General features: G+C 55.1%; 13 protein-coding genes. 9 read left to right on the plus strand and 4 right to left on the minus strand.

What is annotated here, in order from left to right:
- Window positions 1-82 precede the first annotated feature (82 nt).
- Window positions 83-1,051, minus strand: coding sequence for a thioredoxin-disulfide reductase (trxB, locus tag QQF33_RS18680; RefSeq protein ID WP_282492358.1), 969 nt, complete (start codon window positions 1,049-1,051; stop codon window positions 83-85).
- A 549-nt stretch (window positions 1,052-1,600) separates the two neighbouring features.
- Here trxB and lrp point away from each other — a divergent pair.
- The 9 genes from lrp to QQF33_RS18725 all read left to right on the plus strand — a co-directional run bounded on the left by lrp (window position 1,601) and on the right by QQF33_RS18725 (window position 14,976).
- Window positions 1,601-2,095 carry a leucine-responsive transcriptional regulator Lrp gene (lrp, locus tag QQF33_RS18685; protein ID WP_000228473.1) on the plus strand — a complete coding sequence of 165 codons (495 nt, stop codon included), beginning with the start codon at window positions 1,601-1,603 and terminating at the stop codon, window positions 2,093-2,095.
- Window positions 2,096-2,229: 134 nt separating this feature from the next.
- Complete coding sequence (locus tag QQF33_RS18690) at window positions 2,230-5,928, plus strand: DNA translocase FtsK 4TM domain-containing protein (RefSeq protein ID WP_285158410.1); 3,699 nt, start codon at window positions 2,230-2,232, stop codon at window positions 5,926-5,928.
- A gap of 127 nt (window positions 5,929-6,055) precedes the next feature.
- The gene (gene lolA / locus QQF33_RS18695; RefSeq protein ID WP_282492360.1) at window positions 6,056-6,670 is read left to right on the plus strand and encodes an outer membrane lipoprotein chaperone LolA; all 615 of its coding nucleotides are present in this window, start codon (window positions 6,056-6,058) and stop codon (window positions 6,668-6,670) included.
- Window positions 6,671-6,679: 9 nt separating this feature from the next.
- Window positions 6,680-8,023 carry a replication-associated recombination protein RarA gene (gene rarA / locus QQF33_RS18700; RefSeq protein ID WP_282492361.1) on the plus strand — a complete coding sequence of 448 codons (1,344 nt, stop codon included), beginning with the start codon at window positions 6,680-6,682 and terminating at the stop codon, window positions 8,021-8,023.
- A gap of 92 nt (window positions 8,024-8,115) precedes the next feature.
- Window positions 8,116-9,408 carry a serine--tRNA ligase gene (gene serS / locus QQF33_RS18705; RefSeq protein ID WP_100777011.1) on the plus strand — a complete coding sequence of 431 codons (1,293 nt, stop codon included), beginning with the start codon at window positions 8,116-8,118 and terminating at the stop codon, window positions 9,406-9,408.
- A 208-nt stretch (window positions 9,409-9,616) separates the two neighbouring features.
- Complete coding sequence (gene dmsA / locus QQF33_RS18710) at window positions 9,617-12,061, plus strand: dimethylsulfoxide reductase subunit A (RefSeq protein ID WP_285158411.1); 2,445 nt, start codon at window positions 9,617-9,619, stop codon at window positions 12,059-12,061.
- Window positions 12,062-12,071: 10 nt separating this feature from the next.
- A complete protein-coding gene (locus QQF33_RS18715) occupies window positions 12,072-12,689 on the plus strand; it encodes a DMSO/selenate family reductase complex B subunit (protein WP_282492364.1) in 618 nt (205 codons plus the stop codon).
- A gap of 1 nt (window position 12,690) precedes the next feature.
- The gene (locus QQF33_RS18720) at window positions 12,691-13,554 is read left to right on the plus strand and encodes a dimethyl sulfoxide reductase anchor subunit family protein (protein ID WP_285149142.1); all 864 of its coding nucleotides are present in this window, start codon (window positions 12,691-12,693) and stop codon (window positions 13,552-13,554) included.
- Window positions 13,555-13,827: 273 nt separating this feature from the next.
- Entirely contained in the window at window positions 13,828-14,976 is a 1,149-nt protein-coding gene (locus QQF33_RS18725) for an MFS transporter (protein ID WP_095281432.1), read from the plus strand.
- Window positions 14,977-15,013: 37 nt separating this feature from the next.
- Here the strand turns inward: QQF33_RS18725 and pflA are convergent, their stop codons facing one another.
- The 3 genes from pflA to focA form a co-directional block, all read right to left on the minus strand.
- Window positions 15,014-15,754 carry a pyruvate formate lyase 1-activating protein gene (gene pflA / locus QQF33_RS18730; protein WP_095281433.1) on the minus strand — a complete coding sequence of 247 codons (741 nt, stop codon included), beginning with the start codon at window positions 15,752-15,754 and terminating at the stop codon, window positions 15,014-15,016.
- Window positions 15,755-15,958: 204 nt separating this feature from the next.
- Complete coding sequence (pflB, locus tag QQF33_RS18735) at window positions 15,959-18,241, minus strand: formate C-acetyltransferase (RefSeq protein WP_282492366.1); 2,283 nt, start codon at window positions 18,239-18,241, stop codon at window positions 15,959-15,961.
- A 49-nt stretch (window positions 18,242-18,290) separates the two neighbouring features.
- Window positions 18,291-19,148, minus strand: a complete 858-nt coding sequence (gene focA / locus QQF33_RS18740; protein WP_133159644.1) for a formate transporter FocA — start codon at window positions 19,146-19,148, stop codon at window positions 18,291-18,293.
- Window positions 19,149-19,179 lie beyond the last annotated feature (31 nt).

The raw sequence follows: 19,179 nt of genomic DNA on the forward strand, positions 1-19,179 counted from the left end.
AGACAACCGCATGTTACACGTGGGAAAAAATAAAGGCGACCTGTGGCCGCCTTTATTTACGTTTGTTACTGACTTGTAACGATTATTGACTTAATTCAGCCAGTCCATCGAGGTAACGCTCAGCGTCCAGCGCGGCCATACAGCCGGTGCCCGCAGAGGTGATCGCCTGACGGTAAATATGGTCCATCACATCGCCCGCCGCGAAGACGCCAGGGATGCTGGTCTGTGTGGCGTTGCCGTGGATGCCGGACTGCACTTTGATGTAGCCGTTTTCCAGCTCCAGCTGACCGTCGAAGATGGCGGTGTTCGGGCTGTGGCCGATAGCGACAAACAGACCTGCCACTTCCAGCGATTCGATGTTGTCGCTGTTCTGCGTATCACGCAGACGCAGACCGGAAACGCCCATCTGATCGCCCGTGACTTCTTCCAGCGTGCGGTGGGTGTGCAGCACGATGTTGCCGCTTTCCACTTTGTCCATCAGACGCTTGATGAGGATTTTTTCCGCTCGGAAAGTGTCGCGACGGTGGATCAGATGCACTTCGGAGGCAATGTTGGCCAGGTAAAGCGCTTCTTCAACCGCCGTGTTACCGCCACCGATTACCGCGACTTTCTGGTTGCGGTAGAAGAAACCGTCGCAGGTTGCGCAGGCGGACACACCGCGGCCTTTGAACGCCTCTTCAGACGGCAGACCGAGATAACGTGCAGAAGCGCCGGTAGCGATAATCAACGCGTCACAGGTGTATTCCCCGCTGTCGCCGGTCAGACGGAACGGACGGTTCTGCAGATCAACCTTGTTGATGTGGTCGAACAGAATTTCGGTTTCGAACTTGGCCGCATGCTCATGCATACGCTCCATCAGCAGCGGCCCGGTCAGGTCGTTTGGATCGCCTGGCCAGTTTTCCACTTCAGTTGTGGTGGTCAACTGACCGCCTTTTTCCATGCCGGTGATTAATACCGGGTGCAGGTTAGCGCGTGCAGCATAGACCGCTGCGGTGTAGCCCGCAGGTCCAGAACCAAGGATTAGCAGCTTACTGTGTTTAGCCGTGCCCATGAGATCCCCATTGTTGTTGGCAGACATTTGCTCGGATTGTAGGGAATTTGTTGCCGTAAAAAAAGAGCGCAGCAATTTTGTAAACGATTTGTGCAATAGACAGCGGCGATGGGAGGCCGGATTCTGGCGCGATAACAGGGCGCTATCCGTTAAAAATGGTCGTTTATACGGCGACAAAATGAGGATTAATACCCGGCCGCCATGAATAACTGGCACGTTGTACTAAAAAACGATGTTTTGCTTTGACAATCCCCTGCGCTTTTGCGAAAACATTGAAGGAAGAAAAAAAAGCCGCGCGAACGGTGTGTCGCATAGACATGCACGGAAACGCCATTTTTACCGGGTCAGTGAAATCTACGCATGGTGTGGACAGATGCCATGCGTGATGTCGGTGACAGCCTTTTGGCAACGGTCTTCTCACCGTAGAACCCGAATCTGCATCGCATACACACTATAAAAGGCGATGTGACGATCCGGGTATAGGCTCTGAACAGTGATGTGCACAGGGTCCAGGCAGGAGTAGGGAAGGAATACAGAGAGACAATAATAATGGTAGATAGCAAGAAGCGCCCTGGCAAAGATCTCGACCGTATCGATCGTAACATTCTGAATGAATTGCAAAAGGATGGGCGTATTTCCAACGTCGAGCTTTCAAAACGTGTGGGACTTTCTCCGACGCCATGCCTTGAGCGTGTGCGCCGACTGGAAAGACAGGGTTTCATTCAGGGCTATACGGCTCTGCTGAACCCGCATTATCTGGATGCCTCACTTCTGGTTTTTGTTGAGATTACTCTGAATCGTGGCGCACCGGATGTGTTTGAGCAATTCAACACCGCAGTACAAAAACTTGAAGAAATTCAAGAATGTCATCTGGTCTCTGGCGATTTCGACTACCTGTTGAAGACCCGCGTACCGGACATGTCAGCCTATCGTAAACTGCTGGGTGAAACCCTGCTGCGACTGCCTGGCGTGAATGACACCCGTACTTACGTGGTGATGGAAGAGGTCAAACAGAGCAATCGTCTGGTTATTAAGACGCGCTAATACGGAACAGGTGCAAAATCAGCGTAATTTGATTACACTCCTGTTAATCCATACAGCAACAGTGCCGGGTATCCCGGCGCTGTTGTCCGTTTTAGCAAACAGGCAGGAAATGCCTGGTACCTGGAGAGCCTTTTTTGAGCCAGGAATATACTGAAGACAAAGAAGTCACTTTAACGAAGTTAAGCAGCGGGCGCCGACTCCTTGAGGCGTTACTGATTCTTGTTGCCCTTTTTGCCGTCTGGTTGATGGCCGCCTTACTCAGTTTCAATCCTTCCGATCCCAGCTGGTCGCAAACGGCATGGCATGAACCTATCCATAATTTGGGTGGTGTGCCTGGCGCATGGCTGGCGGACACGCTCTTTTTCGTCTTTGGCGTAATGGCTTACACCATCCCGATCATTATTGTCGGCGGATGCTGGTTTGCCTGGCGTCATCGTCAGAACGAAGAGTATATCGATTACTTTGCCGTTTCGCTCCGCCTGATTGGCGCGCTGGCGCTGATCCTGACCTCCTGCGGGCTGGCGGCGATCAACGCTGATGATATCTGGTATTTTGCCTCTGGTGGCGTGATTGGCAGCCTGCTCAGCACCGCGCTGAAGCCGATGCTTCACAGCAGCGGCGGCACAATCACGCTGCTCTGCATCTGGGCGGCGGGTCTGACGCTCTTTACCGGCTGGTCGTGGGTCAGCATCGCCGAAAAACTCGGCGGCTTTATCCTTAATATTCTGACTTTCGCCAGCAACCGCACCCGTCGTGATGATACCTGGGTGGATGAAGACGAATACGAAGATGACGACTATGAAGAAGAGTCGTCCTCCGCCAACCGAACCGAATCTCGCCGCACGCGCATTATGCGCGGGGCGCTGGCGCGTCGTAAACGCGTCGCAGAAAAATTCACCAATCCTTTGGCGCGTAAAACCGATGCCGCACTCTTCTCCGGCAAACGCATGGATGATGAAGAGGAAGTGACCTATACCGCTGGCGGTGTTGCCGCCGATCCGGACGACGTGCTGTTCTCCGGCAGCCGCGCGACGCCGGGCGATTTCGACGAATACGATCCGCTGTTAAACGGCCATTCCGTCACGGCTCCTGTTGCCGCAGCGGCTATCGCGACGACGGCTGCGCAAGCGTATGCCGCGCCTGTACAAGCCGTGATGCCGGCCGCACCGGTTCAGACACCAGAACCTGCGATGCAGCAGCCGGTGGTTGACTGGCAAACGGCGCCGGGCGTTCACACGCCGGAACCGACCATTGCGCCAGAGCCAGAAAGCTATGTGCCGGTTCCGCCGCAGGATCAGCAATGGCAGCAGCCGTATCAGCCTGAGCCGGTTTACGAACCGCAAGGTTATCCGCAATACGCTGAGCCTGAACAACCGTATCAGGAATACACGCCTGAGCCAGTTCAAGAGCCGCAGATTGAGGTGGAAGAGGTCAAACCTGCTCGTCCGCCGATGTACTATTTCGAAGAAGTGGAAGAGAAACGCGCCCGCGAACGTGAGCAGCTTGCCGCCTGGTATCAGCCCGTGCCTGAACCTGTCAGCGAGCCCGTTGTCGCGCCTTCCGTGACGCCACCGTCCTTTACCGCACCGGATGTTGACCCGACGGCAGCCGTGGCGCCTGTTGCAGCTGGCATTAAGCAAGCGACCGCCTCCGTGGCGGCGACCGCTGCTGCAGCCGCGCCGGTATTCAGCCTGGCCGCTGGTGGTGCGCCGCGTCCGCAGGTGAAAGAGGGCATCGGCCCGCAATTACCGCGACCAAACCGCGTGCGTGTTCCGACTCGCCGCGAGCTGGCTTCCTATGGCATCAAACTGCCTTCTCAGCGTATGGCCGAGGAGAAAGCGCGCGATCCGGATGACATCGATGATGCCGACGAAATGCAGCAGGACGAGCTGGCTCGCCAGTTTGCCGCCCAGCAGCATCAGCGTTACGGCGAAGAGTATCAGGATCCTACGCAGGCTTATCAGCAGCAGGAAGAGGAAGACGATGCCGCCGAAGCTGAGCTCGCGCGTCAGTTCGCCGCCTCGCAGGAACAGCGTTATTCTGGCGAACAGCCAAAAAATGCGAATCCGTTCTCCCTGTCGGATTTTGAATTTTCACCAATGAAAGATCTGGTGGATGACACGCCGAGCGAGCCGCTGTTTACCCCGAGCGTGATGCCAGAAGCGGAGCCACCGCGTCAGCAGTATGCTCCTGCACAACCGCAGCATGTGCCGCAGCCAGTGGCTCCCCAGCAGCCAGTTGCAGCTCCACCGCAGTATGCGCAACCGCAGCAGCCTGTGGCACAGCCGCATGAAAGCTTGATTCACCCGCTGCTGATGCGCAATGGCGACAGCCGTCCTGTGCAAAGACCGACGACGCCGCTGCCGTCGCTGGACCTGTTAACCTCTCCGCCAACGGAAGTTGAGCCAGTCGATACCTTTGCCCTCGAACAAATGGCGCGTCTGGTCGAAACGCGTCTGGCGGATTTCCGCATCAAAGCGGATGTGGTGAACTACTCTCCGGGCCCGGTCATTACTCGCTTTGAGTTAAACCTGGCGCCGGGTGTGAAAGCGGCGCGAATTTCTAACCTCTCCCGTGACCTGGCGCGTTCTCTTTCGACCGTCGCGGTGCGTGTAGTTGAGGTGATTCCGGGCAAGCCATATGTGGGCCTGGAACTGCCGAACAAGAAACGCCACACCGTTTATCTGCGCGAAGTGCTGGATAACGCCAAGTTCCGTGATAACCCGTCGCCGCTGACCGTGGTGCTGGGCAAAGATATCGCGGGCGAGCCTGTCGTTGCCGATCTGGCGAAAATGCCGCACCTGCTGGTGGCCGGTACGACCGGTTCCGGTAAATCCGTCGGTGTGAACGCCATGATCCTGAGCATGCTCTACAAAGCGCAGCCGGAAGATGTGCGTTTCATCATGATCGACCCGAAAATGCTGGAATTGTCGGTCTACGAAGGCATTCCGCATCTGCTCACCGAAGTGGTGACCGACATGAAAGACGCCGCCAACGCCTTGCGCTGGAGCGTCAACGAGATGGAACGCCGCTACAAGCTGATGTCAGCCCTGGGTGTGCGTAATCTTGCCGGTTATAACGAAAAAATCGCCGAAGCTGCGCGTATGGGGCGTCCGATTCCGGACCCATACTGGAAACCGGGCGACAGCATGGATGCCCAGCATCCGGTGCTGGAAAAACTGCCGTATATCGTGGTGCTGGTGGATGAGTTCGCCGACCTGATGATGACCGTTGGCAAGAAAGTGGAAGAGCTGATCGCCCGACTGGCGCAGAAAGCGCGTGCGGCAGGTATTCACCTGGTGCTGGCGACGCAGCGTCCGTCCGTGGATGTTATTACCGGTCTGATTAAAGCGAATATCCCGACGCGTATCGCCTTCACCGTATCGAGCAAAATCGACTCCCGTACTATCCTCGATCAAGGTGGCGCCGAGTCGCTGCTGGGTATGGGGGATATGCTCTATTCTGGCCCGAACTCCACGACGCCGGTACGTGTGCATGGTGCCTTTGTTCGTGACCAGGAAGTGCATGCCGTGGTTCAGGACTGGAAAGCGCGCGGTCGTCCGCAGTATGTCGACGGCATCACCTCCGAAAGCGAAAGCGAGGGCGGCGGTGGTGGCTTTGACGGTGGTGAAGAGCTGGATTCGTTATTCGATCAGGCAGTCAATTTCGTCACAGAAAAACGCAAAGCTTCCATTTCTGGCGTGCAGCGCCAGTTCCGCATCGGTTACAACCGCGCGGCGCGTATCATCGAGCAGATGGAAGCGCAGGGCATTGTGAGCGAGCAGGGGCACAACGGTAACCGCGAAGTGCTGGCACCGCCGCCGTTCGAGTAATCTGTCGCCGATTGCAAAGATGGGTAAATCAGCAAAAATTAAGCATTTTCTTCTGTCGCCTGCCTGCGGGCAGGTCCAGAATAGAGGACAGACCCCGGTTGGGGATGACGAATTTTAAGGATCAATAATGAAAAAAATCGCCATTGTCGGAGCACTACTGACCAGCTTTGTCGCCAGCAGCGTCTGGGCCGATGCCGCAAGCGACCTTAAAAGCCGCCTGGATAAAGTCAGCAGCTTCCACGCCAGCTTCACGCAGAAAGTGACAGATGGCAGCGGCAACGCGGTGCAGGAAGGTCAGGGCGATCTGTGGGTTAAACGTCCTAATCTGTTCAACTGGCACATGACGCAGCCGGATGAAAGCATTCTGGTTTCTGACGGGAAAACCCTGTGGTTTTACAACCCGTTTGTGGAGCAGGCGACAGCCACCTTGCTGAAGGACGCGACCAGCAACACGCCGTTCATGCTGATTGCCCGCAACCAGTCCAGCGACTGGCAGCAGTACAACATCAAACAGAATGGTGATGATTTTGTGCTGACGCCGAAAGGCACTAACGGTAACCTCAAGCAGTTCACCATTAATGTGAGCAGCAACGGGACTATCAATCAGTTCAGCGCCGTTGAGCAAGATGAGCAGCGCAGCAGCTATCAGCTCAAATCTCAGCAGAATGGCGCGATTGACGCATCGAAGTTCACCTTTACCCCGCCGCAGGGCGTAACGGTGGACGATCAACGCAATAAGTAAGAGGCGTGAGTGGGCAACCTGTCGCTCGATTTTTCTGATAATGCGTTTCAACCTCTGGCCGCCCGTATGCGGCCAGAAAATTTAGCGCAGTACATTGGTCAGCAGCATCTGCTGGCTGCCGGGAAACCCTTGCCGCGGGCTATCGAAGCCGGGCATCTGCATTCGATGATCCTGTGGGGACCGCCGGGTACCGGCAAAACCACGCTGGCGGAAGTCATTGCTCGCTACGCTAATGCCGACGTCGAGCGCCTTTCTGCCGTCACCTCCGGTGTGAAAGAGATCCGCGAAGCCATCGAGCGCGCCCGTCAGAATCGCAACGCCGGTCGTCGAACGATTCTGTTTGTCGACGAAGTCCATCGTTTCAATAAGAGCCAGCAGGATGCGTTCCTGCCGCACATTGAAGACGGGACCATCTTCTTTATCGGTGCGACCACCGAAAACCCCTCTTTTGAACTCAACTCGGCGTTGCTCTCGCGAGCCCGTGTCTATCTGCTGAAGTCGCTCACCACCGACGATATTGAGCAGGTACTCACTCAGGCGATGGAAGACAGTGCACGCGGCTACGGCGGGCAGGATATCGTCCTGCCGGATGACACCCGTCGTGCGATTGCCGAGCTGGTTAACGGCGATGCGCGCCGGGCACTCAACACGCTGGAAATGATGGCTGATATGGCCGAGCTGGACGGTTCCGGCAAGCGCGTATTGAAAGCGGAGCTGCTGACTGAAATTGCCGGAGAGCGCAGCGCGCGATTCGATAACAAAGGCGACCGCTTTTACGATCTCATTTCGGCGTTCCACAAATCCGTTCGCGGCAGTGCGCCTGATGCGGCGCTCTACTGGTATGCGCGCATTATTACCGCCGGGGGCGATCCGCTGTACGTCGCGCGGCGCTGTCTGGCGATAGCCTCGGAAGATGTCGGCAATGCCGATCCGCGCGCGATGCAGGTGGCGATCTCTGCCTGGGACTGTTTTACCCGCGTCGGGCCGTCAGAAGGGGAGCGCGCGATTGCTCAGGCGATTGTCTATCTGGCCTGCGCGCCGAAAAGTAATGCTGTCTACACCGCGTTTAAAGCCGCGATGGCAGATGCGCGCGATCGTCCTGACTATGACGTGCCGGTTCACCTGCGGAATGCGCCGACCAAACTGATGAAAGAGATGGGTTACGGCCAGGAGTATCGCTACGCCCACGATGAGCCGAATGCCTATGCCGCCGGTGAGGAATATTTCCCGCAGGAAATGGCACAAACGCGCTATTATCGCCCGACCAACAGAGGTCTTGAAGGCAAGATTGGCGAAAAGCTCGCCTGGCTTACCGGACAGGATCAAAATAGCCCTATAAAACGCTACCGTTAGCGCGATCGTTGCGGTAATGTTGGCAATGTATCCCTGTGACCGCAGGCTGTGGTCACTTTTCCTCATTTTAATTCGATAAGCACAGGATAAGCATGCTCGATCCCAATCTGCTGCGTAACGAGCCAGACGCAGTCGCTGAAAAACTGGCACGCCGGGGCTTTAAGCTGGATGTAGATAAGCTGCGCGCTCTTGAAGAGCGTCGTAAAGTTCTGCAGGTACAAACTGAAAATCTGCAGGCTGAGCGTAACTCTCGATCGAAATCCATCGGCCAGGCGAAAGCACGCGGGGAAGACATTGAGCCATTGCGTCTGGAAGTGAACAAACTGGGTGAAGAGCTGGATCAGGCGAAAGCTGAACTCGACGTTCTTCAGACCGAAATTCGTGATATCGCCCTGGCGATCCCGAACATTCCTGACGATAGCGTTCCTGTCGGTAAAGACGAAAACGACAACGTGGAAGTGAAGCGCTGGGGTACCCCGCGTGAATTCGACTTCGACGTTCGCGACCACGTCACGCTGGGCGAGATGCATGCGGGCCTGGATTTTGCCGCAGCCGTTAAGCTGACCGGTTCTCGCTTTGTGGTGATGAAAGGCCAGATCGCGCATCTGCACCGTGCGCTGGCACAGTTCATGCTGGATCTGCACACCGAACAGCACGGCTACAGCGAAACTTACGTTCCGTATCTGGTTAACCACGATACGCTGTACGGTACAGGCCAGCTGCCGAAGTTTGCCGGCGATCTGTTCCACACCCGTCCGCTGGACGAAGAAGCTGACAGCAGCAACTACGCGTTGATCCCAACTGCAGAAGTGCCGCTGACCAACCTCGTTCGTGATGAAATCATCGACGAAGACGATCTGCCGATCAAACTGACCGCGCACTCTCCGTGCTTCCGCTCTGAAGCGGGTTCCTACGGTCGTGATACCCGTGGCCTGATCCGTATGCACCAGTTCGACAAAGTCGAGATGGTTCAGATTGTTCGCCCGGAAGAATCAATGGATGCGCTGGAAGAGATGACCGGCCATGCAGAGAAAGTGCTGGAGCTGCTGGGTCTGCCGTACCGTCGTATGGCGCTGTGCTCTGGTGATATGGGCTTCGGCGCATGCAAAACTTACGATCTGGAAGTGTGGGTCCCGGCGCAGAATACCTACCGCGAGATCTCTTCCTGCTCTAACGTCTGGGATTTCCAGGCGCGCCGTATGCAGGCTCGCTGCCGCAGCAAATCTGACAAGAAAACCCGTCTGGTTCATACCCTGAACGGTTCTGGTCTGGCTGTGGGTCGTACACTGGTTGCGGTGCTGGAAAACTACCAGCAGGCCGATGGTCGTATCGAGATCCCTGAAGTGCTGCGCCCTTACATGAAAGGCCAGCAGTACATCGGCTGATTTGCCGTAAAACAAAAAAGCGCCTGATGGCGCTTTTTTTATGCCTCCGTTTTGACGCCAGACAATAACTCATCCCCCTAAAGTAGTAATACTCACCTCACTTATTATTAGCATAAAAATCTAGTAACGAAGAAATTCGTTATATAAAAATCTATATAGCGGTGTCATCCGCACCTTAATTTTTTGTGAGCAACCAAAGTGAGTTTCTATGAAAATCAAAGCGCCTGATGCTCTACTGGCTGCCGAGGTGAGTCGTCGCGGGTTAGTGAAAACCACGGCGATTGGCGGTCTCGCTGTCGCCAGCAGCGCGTTCTCTCTGCCTTTTTCACGTATGGCATCGGCGGCGGAAGCTATCGCGCCGATGAGCGCCCCGGAAAAAGTGGTCTGGAGCGCCTGTACCGTGAACTGTGGCAGCCGTTGCCCGCTGCGTATGCACGTCGTTGACGGCGAAATCAAATACGTCGAAACCGATAACACCGGGGATGATAACTACGAAGGGTTACATCAGGTTCGCGCCTGCCTACGTGGGCGCTCGATGCGTCGTCGTGTCTACAACCCGGATCGTCTCAAATACCCGATGAAACGCGTCGGCAAACGCGGTGAAGGTAAGTTCGAGAAAATCAGCTGGGAAGAGGCCTTTGACACCATCGCCGGGAACATGCAGCGACTGATCAAAGACCACGGCAACGAATCCATTTACCTGAACTACGGCACCGGCACCCTCGGTGGCACCATGACGCGCTCATGGCCACCGGGAAAAACGCTGATCGCCCGTCTGATGAACTGCTGTGGCGGCTATCTCAATCACTACGGTGACTACTCTTCCGCACAGATTGCCGAGGGTCTGAACTACACCTACGGCGGCTGGGCAGACGGCAACAGCCCGTCAGATATCGAAAACAGCAAACTGGTGGTTCTGTTCGGTAACAACCCGGGTGAAACGCGTATGAGCGGCGGCGGGGTGACCTACTACCTCGAACAGGCGCGCGCAAAATCCAACGCCCGAATGATCATCGTCGATCCGCGTTACACCGACACCGGTGCCGGACGCGAAGACGAATGGATCCCGATTCGTCCGGGGACCGATGCCGCGCTGGTGAATGCGCTGGCGTGGGTGATGATCACTGAAAACCTCGTCGATCAGCCGTTCCTCGATAAATACTGCGTCGGTTACGACGAGAAAACCCTGCCAGCCAGCGCACCCGCTAATGGTCACTACAAGGCATACATCCTTGGACAGGGCAGTGATGGCGTAGCGAAAACCCCTCAATGGGCGTCGACTATCACCGGTATTCCTGTCGAGCGCATCGTGCAGCTGGCGCGTGAAATTGGCTCGGCGAAACCGGCCTACATCAGCCAGGGCTGGGGCCCGCAGCGTCACGCGAATGGTGAAATCGCCACTCGCGCCATTTCGATGCTCTCCATTTTAACCGGCAACGTCGGCATCCACGGCGGCAACTCCGGCGCGCGCGAAGGCTCTTATGAAGTGCCGTTCGAACGCATGCCGACGCTGGAAAACCCGGTTCAGACCAGTATTTCCATGTTTATGTGGACGGATGCGATTGAACGCGGCCCGGAAATGACGGCGCTGCGCGACGGTGTGCGCGGGAAAGACAAGCTGGACGTGCCGATCAAGATGATCTGGAACTATGCGGGTAACTGCATTATCAACCAGCATTCCGACATCAACCGCACCCACGACATCCTTCAGGACGACAAAAAATGCGAGCTGATTGTGGTGATCGACTGCCACATGACCTCCTCGGCCAAATATGCCGATATTCTGCTGCCGGACTGCACCGCCTCCGAACAGATGGACTTCGCGCTGGATGCTTCCTGCGGCAACATGTCCTATGTCATCTTCACCGACCAGGCGATCAAACCGCGCTTCGAATGCAAAACCATCTATGAGATGACGACGGAACTGGCTAAACGCCTTGGCGTAGAGCAGCAGTTCACCGAAGGGCGCACTCAGGAAGGGTGGATGCGTCATCTGCATGAACTCTCCCGCAAAGCGATGCCAGAACTGCCAGATTTTGACACCTTCCGCAAGCAGGGGATGTTCAAGCAGCGCGATCCGGAAGGGCACCATGTGGCGTACAAAGCCTTCCGCGAAGATCCGCAGGCGAACCCGCTGACCACGCCGTCGGGCAAAATCGAGATCTACTCCGAAGCGCTGGCAAAAATTGCCGCCAGCTGGGAATTGCCGGAAGGCGACGTGATCGATCCGCTGCCGATCTACACCCCAGGGTTTGAAAACTATAACGATCCGCTGACGGCGAAATACCCGCTGCAGCTGACCGGTTTCCACTACAAAGCCCGCGTTCACTCCACCTACGGCAACGTCGACGTGCTGAAAGCGTCCTGTCGTCAGGAGATGTGGATGAACCCGATGGATGCGCAGAAACGCGGCATCGCCAACGGCGACCGTATTCGTATCTTCAACGATCGCGGCGAAGTGCACATCGAAGCGAAAGTGACGCCTCGCATGATGCCTGGCGTGGTCGCGCTGGGGGAAGGGGCCTGGTACAACCCGGATGCCAATCGCATCGACCAGGCAGGCAGCATTAACGTGCTGACCACGCAGCGCCCGTCGCCACTGGCGAAAGGTAACCCGTCCCACACGAACCTCGTTCAGGTTGAAAAGGTATAAGGAGTAACCGATGACTACCCAGTATGGATTTTTCATTGATTCCAGTCGTTGCACCGGTTGCAAAACCTGCGAGCTGGCCTGTAAAGATTACAAAGACTTAACCCCAGACGTCAGCTTCCGTCGTATTTACGAATACGCGGGCGGCGACTGGCAGGAGGACAACGGCGTCTGGAATCAGAACGTGTTTGCCTACTACCTGTCGATTGCCTGTAACCACTGCGAAGATCCGGCCTGCACCAAAGTCTGTCCGAGCGGCGCGATGCATAAACGTGAAGATGGGTTTGTGGTGGTGGACGAAGATGTCTGTATCGGCTGCCGCTACTGCCATATGGCCTGTCCGTACGGTGCGCCGCAGTACAACGCGGCGAAAGGTCACATGACCAAATGCGACGGCTGCCACACGCGCGTTGCGGATGGCAAAAAACCGATCTGCGTAGAGTCCTGTCCGCTGCGTGCGCTCGATTTTGGTCCGATTGAAGAACTGCGTCAGAAACACGGTCAGCTCGCGGCTGTCGCGCCGCTGCCGTCTGCGCACTTCACCAAGCCAAGTATCGTCATTAAACCGAATGCCAATAGCCGTCCGACGGGTGATACCACCGGCTACCTGGCTAATCCGAAGGAGGTGTGAGATGGGAAGTGGATGGCATGAATGGCCGTTAATGATTTTCACCGTCTTCGGACAGTGCGTGGCGGGCGGGTTTATCGTTCTGGCGCTGGCTTTGCTCAAAGGTGATTTACGCGCTGAGCAGCAACAGCGTCTGATCCTGAGCATGTTTGGGTTGTGGGTGCTGATGGGAATTGGCTTTATCGCCTCGACCCTGCACCTGGGATCGCCGCTGCGCGCCTTTAACTCCCTGAACCGGATCGGTGCCTCTTCGCTCAGTAATGAAATCGCGAGTGGGGCGATCTTCTTTGCTATCGGTGGCCTTGGCTGGCTGCTGGCAGCACTGAAGAAACTGCCGTCCGGGCTGCGCGGTGTGTGGTTGATTGTGACCATGGTGCTCGGAGTGGTGTTCGTGTGGATGATGGTGCGCGTTTACAACACCATCGATACCGTTCCGACCTGGTACAGCGTCTGGACGCCGATGAGCTTCTTCCTGACCATGTTCATTGGCGGTCCGCTGCTGGGCTTCCTGCTGCTGCGCGTGGCAGGCGTTGATGGCTGGGCAATGCGTCTGCTGCCTGCGGTATCACTGCTGGCGCTGGTGGTCAGTGCGATGGTGGCGCTGATGCAGGGCGCTGAGCTGGCGGCTATCCATAGCTCTATTCAGCAAGCCTCTGCGCTGGTACCGGATTATGGTTCGCTGATGGCCTGGCGTATCGGGCTGCTGGTCGCGGCGCTGGCCTGCTGGGTGATCCCGCAGGTCAAGGGTTATCAGCCTGCGGTTCCGCTCCTGTCACTGGCCTTTGTGCTGGTGCTGGCAGGGGAGCTGATTGGTCGCGGTGTCTTCTACGGCCTGCATATGACAGTCGGTATGGCTATCGCCAGTTAATCAATCGTTTCGTTATATCGAGCCGGGGCAAACGCTCCGGCTTTTTTATTTTCTATCATGAAATTTTTCTACTGAGCGCAGGTATTTATTTGCCTCAGAGATGAATAAAAACAATCAGATAATTATTACGTATTCTATTGGATGCGTAAGGAGGATGAATTTTTTAAATCGACAGAGAACAAATCGTGCGAGGCCGCTAACTGCATGGATTGACTTTGTTTTTACCGGTGGCATGATGCGCTCGAAATCTTTACTTCCTCACGGTTTTTACCCATGACCACCTATACCCGCCCAGTGCTCCTTTTGCTCTGTGGCCTGCTTTTGTTGACCCTGGCGATAGCGGTATTAAATACCCTTGTCCCGCTTTGGCTCGCCCATGAAAACCTCCCGACGTGGCAGGTAGGCATGGTTAGTTCCTCCTATTTTACCGGTAATCTGCTGGGGACTTTGCTGACCGGTAAATTAATCAAACGCTTTGGTTTCAACCGCAGCTATTATCTGGCCTCGCTGATTTTTGCGGCCGGATGTGTTGGCCTGGGCGTGATGATGGGGTTCTGGAGCTGGATGACCTGGCGTTTTATCGCCGGCGTTGGCTGCGCGATGATCTGGGTGGTGGTGGAAAGCGCGCTGATGTGCAGCGGCACGTCCCGCAATCGTGGTCGCCTGCTGGCCGCGTACATGATGGTCTATTACGTGGGGACGGTGCTGGGTCAGTTGATGATCAGCAAACTGCCGACCGATTTAATGAGCGTCCTGCCGTGGGTGACCGGCATGGTGCTGGCAGCGATCCTGCCGCTGCTGTTTACCCGGATCGTGAACCAGAGCAGTGAGCATCAGGAAGCGACGCATGTCTGGCCGATGCTCAGATTGCGCCATGCGCGCCTTGGCATTAACGGCTGCATCATCTCCGGGATTGTGTTGGGTTCTCTGTACGGTCTAATGCCGCTCTACCTGAACCATAAAGGCGTGAGTGATTCCAGCATCGGCTTCTGGATGGCGGTGATGGTCAGCGCGGGTATTGTGGGCCAGTGGCCGATTGGTAAGCTGGCCGATAAATTTGGCCGTTTGCTGGTGCTGCGCGTGCAGGTTTTTGTGGTGATCATGGGCTGTCTGGCGATGCTCGGCAGTGCGGCGATGGCCCCTGCGCTGTTTATCCTCGGTGCGGCGGGCTTTACGCTCTATCCGGTGGCGATGGCCTGGGCCTGTGAGAAAGTAGAGCACCATCAGCTGGTGGCAATGAACCAGGCGCTGCTGTTGAGCTACACCATCGGCAGCCTGCTGGGCCCGACGTTTACCGCGATGCTGATGCAAAGCTATTCCGATAATCTGCTGTTTATCATGATCGCCAGCGTGTCGTTTATCTATCTCCTGATGCTGCTGCGCAAAGCGGGCGAGCATCCGACGCCAGTGGCACACGCCTGATACAAAAAAGCCCGGTGCAGATGCCCGGGCTATTGTTTTAGTACATCACCTTGTGACCGTACTGTTCGAGAATACCTTTCACGCGTTCCATCGTCTCTTTCTTCGGCGGCTTCACGCCGTCGAGCTTGTACTCTTCGCCCATCGCCACCCATTTGTGTTTGCCCAGCTCGTGGTAGGGCAGGAGCTCGATTTTCTCGACGTTGCCCATGTCGCGGGTGAATTCACCGAGGCGATGCGCAGAGTCGTCATCGTCTGACCAGCCCGGAACAACCACATAGCGGATCCAGACGTTAATATTTTTGTTGGCCAGGTAGCGGCAAAATTCCAGCGTACGATGGTTCGACACACCGACCAGGTTCTGGTGGATTTCGTCGTTCATCTGTTTCAGATCGAGCATTACCAGATCCGTCACTTCCAGCAGTTCATCAATCACCGGGTCGTAGCGACGCACAAAGCCGTTGGTGTCGAGGCAGGTGTGGATGCCTTCTTTGCGACAGGCGCGGAACCAGTCACGAACAAATTCGGCCTGCAGGATGGCCTCGCCGCCTGACGCCGTGACGCCGCCGCCGGACGCATTCATAAAGTGGCGATAGGTCACCACTTCTTTCATGAGCTCTTCAACGGTGACCTCTTTGCCGCCGTGTGTATCCCAGGTGTCGCGGTTGTGACAGTACAGGCAGCGCATCAGGCAGCCCTGGAAGAAGGTGATAAAGCGGATGCCTGGGCCATCGACAGTGCCACAGGATTCAAAGGAGTGAATGCGACCAATAGTTGACATTGCGGTGATATCTCCAGATTCGGCCCGTCCGGGGCCTGTTTATGTGCATAGCTCATCGGCTATGTCGAGTCTGTTTTGGCTGTTATCCATTAAGTATATAGACAGCGGCCAAAAGAGACTGGTTTGGAGAAGGTGTTAAAAAGGCCCCACTGATGTGGAGCCTTTATTGTACGCTTTTTACTGCGTGATTTCAGTCAATTCCAGTTAGATGGATTGAGTGAAAGTACGGGTGATAACATCCTGCTGCTGTTCTTTAGTCAGGGAGTTAAAACGTACTGCGTAGCCAGATACGCGGATGGTCAGCTGCGGATATTTTTCCGGGTTTTCCATCGCGTCGAGCAGCATTTCACGGTTCATCACGTTCACGTTCAAGTGCTGACCACCTTCGATAGAAGATTCGTGATGGAAGTAACCGTCCATCAGACCTGCCAGGTTGGTTTTACGCACTTCGTCGTCTTTACCCAGCGCATTTGGAACGATAGAGAAGGTATAAGAAATACCATCTTTCGCGTAAGCAAACGGCAGTTTAGCAACGGAGGTCAGAGAGGCAACAGCACCTTTCTGGTCACGACCGTGCATTGGGTTAGCACCTGGACCGAATGGCGCGCCAGCACGACGACCGTCTGGGGTGTTACCGGTTTTCTTACCGTACACAACGTTAGAAGTGATGGTCAGAACAGATTGAGTCGGGATAGCGTTGCGGTAGGTAGTCAGTTTCTGAATTTTCTTCATGAAACGTTCAACCAGGTCAACGGCCATGTCATCTACGCGAGAGTCGTTGTTACCAAACTGCGGGTATTCGCCTTCGATTTCGAAGTCAGTCGCCAGACCATCTTCGTCACGAATTGGTTTAACTTTCGCATATTTGATTGCAGACAGGGAGTCAGCTGCAACGGACAGACCTGCGATACCACATGCCATGGTGCGAACCACGTCACGGTCGTGCAGAGCCATCAGAGACGCTTCGTAGCTGTACTTGTCGTGCATGTAGTGGATGATGTTCAGGGCGGTGACATACTGCTTAGCCAGCCAGTCCATGAAGTGATCCATACGATCCATGACTTCGTCGAAGTTCAGAACGTCGCCTTTGATTGGTTCAGATTTAGGACCAACCTGGATTTTCAGTTTTTCGTCCACGCCGCCGTTGATTGCATACAGCATGGTTTTCGCGAGGTTAGCACGCGCACCGAAGAACTGCATTTGCTTACCAACAACCATTGGGCTTACGCAGCAAGCGATAGCGTAGTCGTCGTTGTTGAAGTCAGGACGCATCAGGTCATCGTTCTCGTACTGCAGAGAAGAGGTATCGATGGAGACTTTAGCCGCGAATTTCTTGAAGTTCAGAGGCAGTTTTTCAGACCACAGAACAGTGATGTTCGGTTCCGGAGACGGGCCCATGGTGTACAGGGTGTTCAGGAAACGGAAGCTGTTTTTGGTTACCAGAGTACGGCCGTCAACGCCCATACCGCCGATAGATTCAGTGGCCCAGATTGGGTCACCGGAGAACAGCTCATCGTATTCTGGGGTACGCAGGAAGCGAACCATACGCAGTTTCATGACCAGGTGGTCAATCATTTCCTGTGCGTCTTGCTCGGTGATTTTGCCTGCTTTGATGTCACGTTCGATGTAAGCATCCAGGAAGGTGGATACGCGACCGAAGGACATTGCTGCGCCGTTCTGAGATTTAACCGCGGCCAGGTAGCCGAAGTAAGTCCACTGGATAGCTTCCTGAGCGTTGGTTGCCGGACCAGAGATATCGCAGCCATATTTAGCGGCCATTTCTTTGATCTGACCCAGCGCACGGTGCTGTTCAGAGATCTCTTCGCGCAGACGGATAGTCGCTTCCAGGTTTACGCCGTTTTCCAGGTCAGACTGCAGGGACAGGAACTGTGCGTATTTGTCTTTCAGCAGGAAGTCGATACCGTACAGAGCAACACGACGGTAGTCACCGATGATACGGCCACGGCCATACGCATCTGGCAGACCGGTCAGAACACCGGATTTACGGCAGTTCAGGATGTCTTTGGTGTAAACGTCAAACACGCCCTGGTTGTGAGTTTTGCGGTATTCGCTGAAGATTTTTTTCAGCATTGGGTCCAGTTCGCGATCGTACGCTTTGCAGGAACCTTCAACCATTTTGATGCCACCGAACGGAATGATCGCACGTTTCAGTGGTTTTTCAGTCTGCAGACCAACGATTTTCTCAAGCGCTTTGTTGATGTAGCCAGCGTCGTGAGAAGTGATGGTAGAGGCAACGGAAGTATCGAAGTCAACTGGCGCGTGAGTGCGGTTTTCCAGTTTGACGCCTTCCATTACATTGTCCCACAGCTTGGTTGTTGCGTCAGTTGCACCAGCCAGGAAAGACTCGTCGCCTTCATATGGGGTATAGTTTTTCTGAATGAAGTCGCGTACGTTGACTTCTTTCTGCCAGTCACCTTTCGCAAAACCTTCCCAGGCTGTGGCTAACTTTTCATTAAGCTCGGACATGTGATACCTACCTTCTTAAGTGGATTTTTCTTTACTGCCTGAGAAACCATCAATGATGATTGTCGCCACGCAGGTAAATGACCCAGTATGTCAACCCAACCAGCAGACCCCCACCGATAATGTTCCCAATAGTGACAGGGATCAGGTTATCTGTGATGAAGTTCATAATAGTCAGGTGAGAGAAACTTTCCGGGGTTGAACCAACAGCAGTCCAAAACTCCGGGCTCGCAAAGTTACGGATTACAATACCCATCGGGATCATAAACATGTTTGCGATACTGTGCTCAAAGCCGCTGGCAACGAACATCGCAACCGGCAGAACCATAATCATGGCTTTGTCCATCAGGCTGCGGCCAGAGTAGCTCATCCAGACGGCCAGGCAGACCATCAGGTTTGCGAGGATGCCGAGAGCGACGGCTTCGATAAAGGTGTGATGCATTTTGTGGTCAGCGGTTTGCAGGACGTTCAGTCCCCAGCCACCGTTGGCGGTCATATACTCGCCAGATAACCACATCAGCAGAACAAAGAGTAAACAGCCAATCAGGTTGCCAACGTAGACATTAATCCAGTTGCGCGCCAGCTGACCCCAGGTGATTCTTCCGCTCGCTTTAGCCACCACGATAAGTACCGTTGAGGTAAAGAGGTCGGCGCCGCAGATGACGCACAGAATCAAGCCCAGTGAGAAACAGATACCGCCAATCAGTTTCGCAATACCGAAAGGCATCGCAGCAGTACCGGTGGTAGCAGTGATGTAGAAGACGAAAGCGATGGAGATGAACACACCAGCGGTGATCGCCAGATAGAACGTCGTCATCGGGTGCTTCGTTGCTTTATAGACACCCGCTTCTTCGGCAACTTTGGCCATCGCAGCTGGGAGTATTAGATCAAAAGGGTTGTCAGCTTTCACACTAACTCTCTCTTTATTAAGTCGGCGACGA

This window comes from Lelliottia wanjuensis (genome assembly GCF_030238365.1).
Lineage (GTDB): Bacteria > Pseudomonadota > Gammaproteobacteria > Enterobacterales > Enterobacteriaceae > Enterobacter > Enterobacter wanjuensis.

What these genes read in the sequence shown, in the direction of transcription:
- dmsA (WP_285158411.1), top strand. Translation starts at nt 9,617, where the DNA reads ATGAAAATCAAAGCGCCTGATGCTCTACTGGCTGCCGAGGTGAGTCGT.
- QQF33_RS18725 (WP_095281432.1), top strand. Translation starts at nt 13,828, where the DNA reads ATGACCACCTATACCCGCCCAGTGCTCCTTTTGCTCTGTGGCCTGCTT.
- trxB (WP_282492358.1), bottom strand. Translation starts at nt 1,051, where the DNA reads ATGGGCACGGCTAAACACAGTAAGCTGCTAATCCTTGGTTCTGGACCT.
- serS (WP_100777011.1), top strand. Translation starts at nt 8,116, where the DNA reads ATGCTCGATCCCAATCTGCTGCGTAACGAGCCAGACGCAGTCGCTGAA.
- lrp (WP_000228473.1), top strand. Translation starts at nt 1,601, where the DNA reads ATGGTAGATAGCAAGAAGCGCCCTGGCAAAGATCTCGACCGTATCGAT.
- pflA (WP_095281433.1), bottom strand. Translation starts at nt 15,754, where the DNA reads ATGTCAACTATTGGTCGCATTCACTCCTTTGAATCCTGTGGCACTGTC.
- pflB (WP_282492366.1), bottom strand. Translation starts at nt 18,241, where the DNA reads ATGTCCGAGCTTAATGAAAAGTTAGCCACAGCCTGGGAAGGTTTTGCG.
- lolA (WP_282492360.1), top strand. Translation starts at nt 6,056, where the DNA reads ATGAAAAAAATCGCCATTGTCGGAGCACTACTGACCAGCTTTGTCGCC.
- QQF33_RS18715 (WP_282492364.1), top strand. Translation starts at nt 12,072, where the DNA reads ATGACTACCCAGTATGGATTTTTCATTGATTCCAGTCGTTGCACCGGT.
- QQF33_RS18720 (WP_285149142.1), top strand. Translation starts at nt 12,691, where the DNA reads ATGGGAAGTGGATGGCATGAATGGCCGTTAATGATTTTCACCGTCTTC.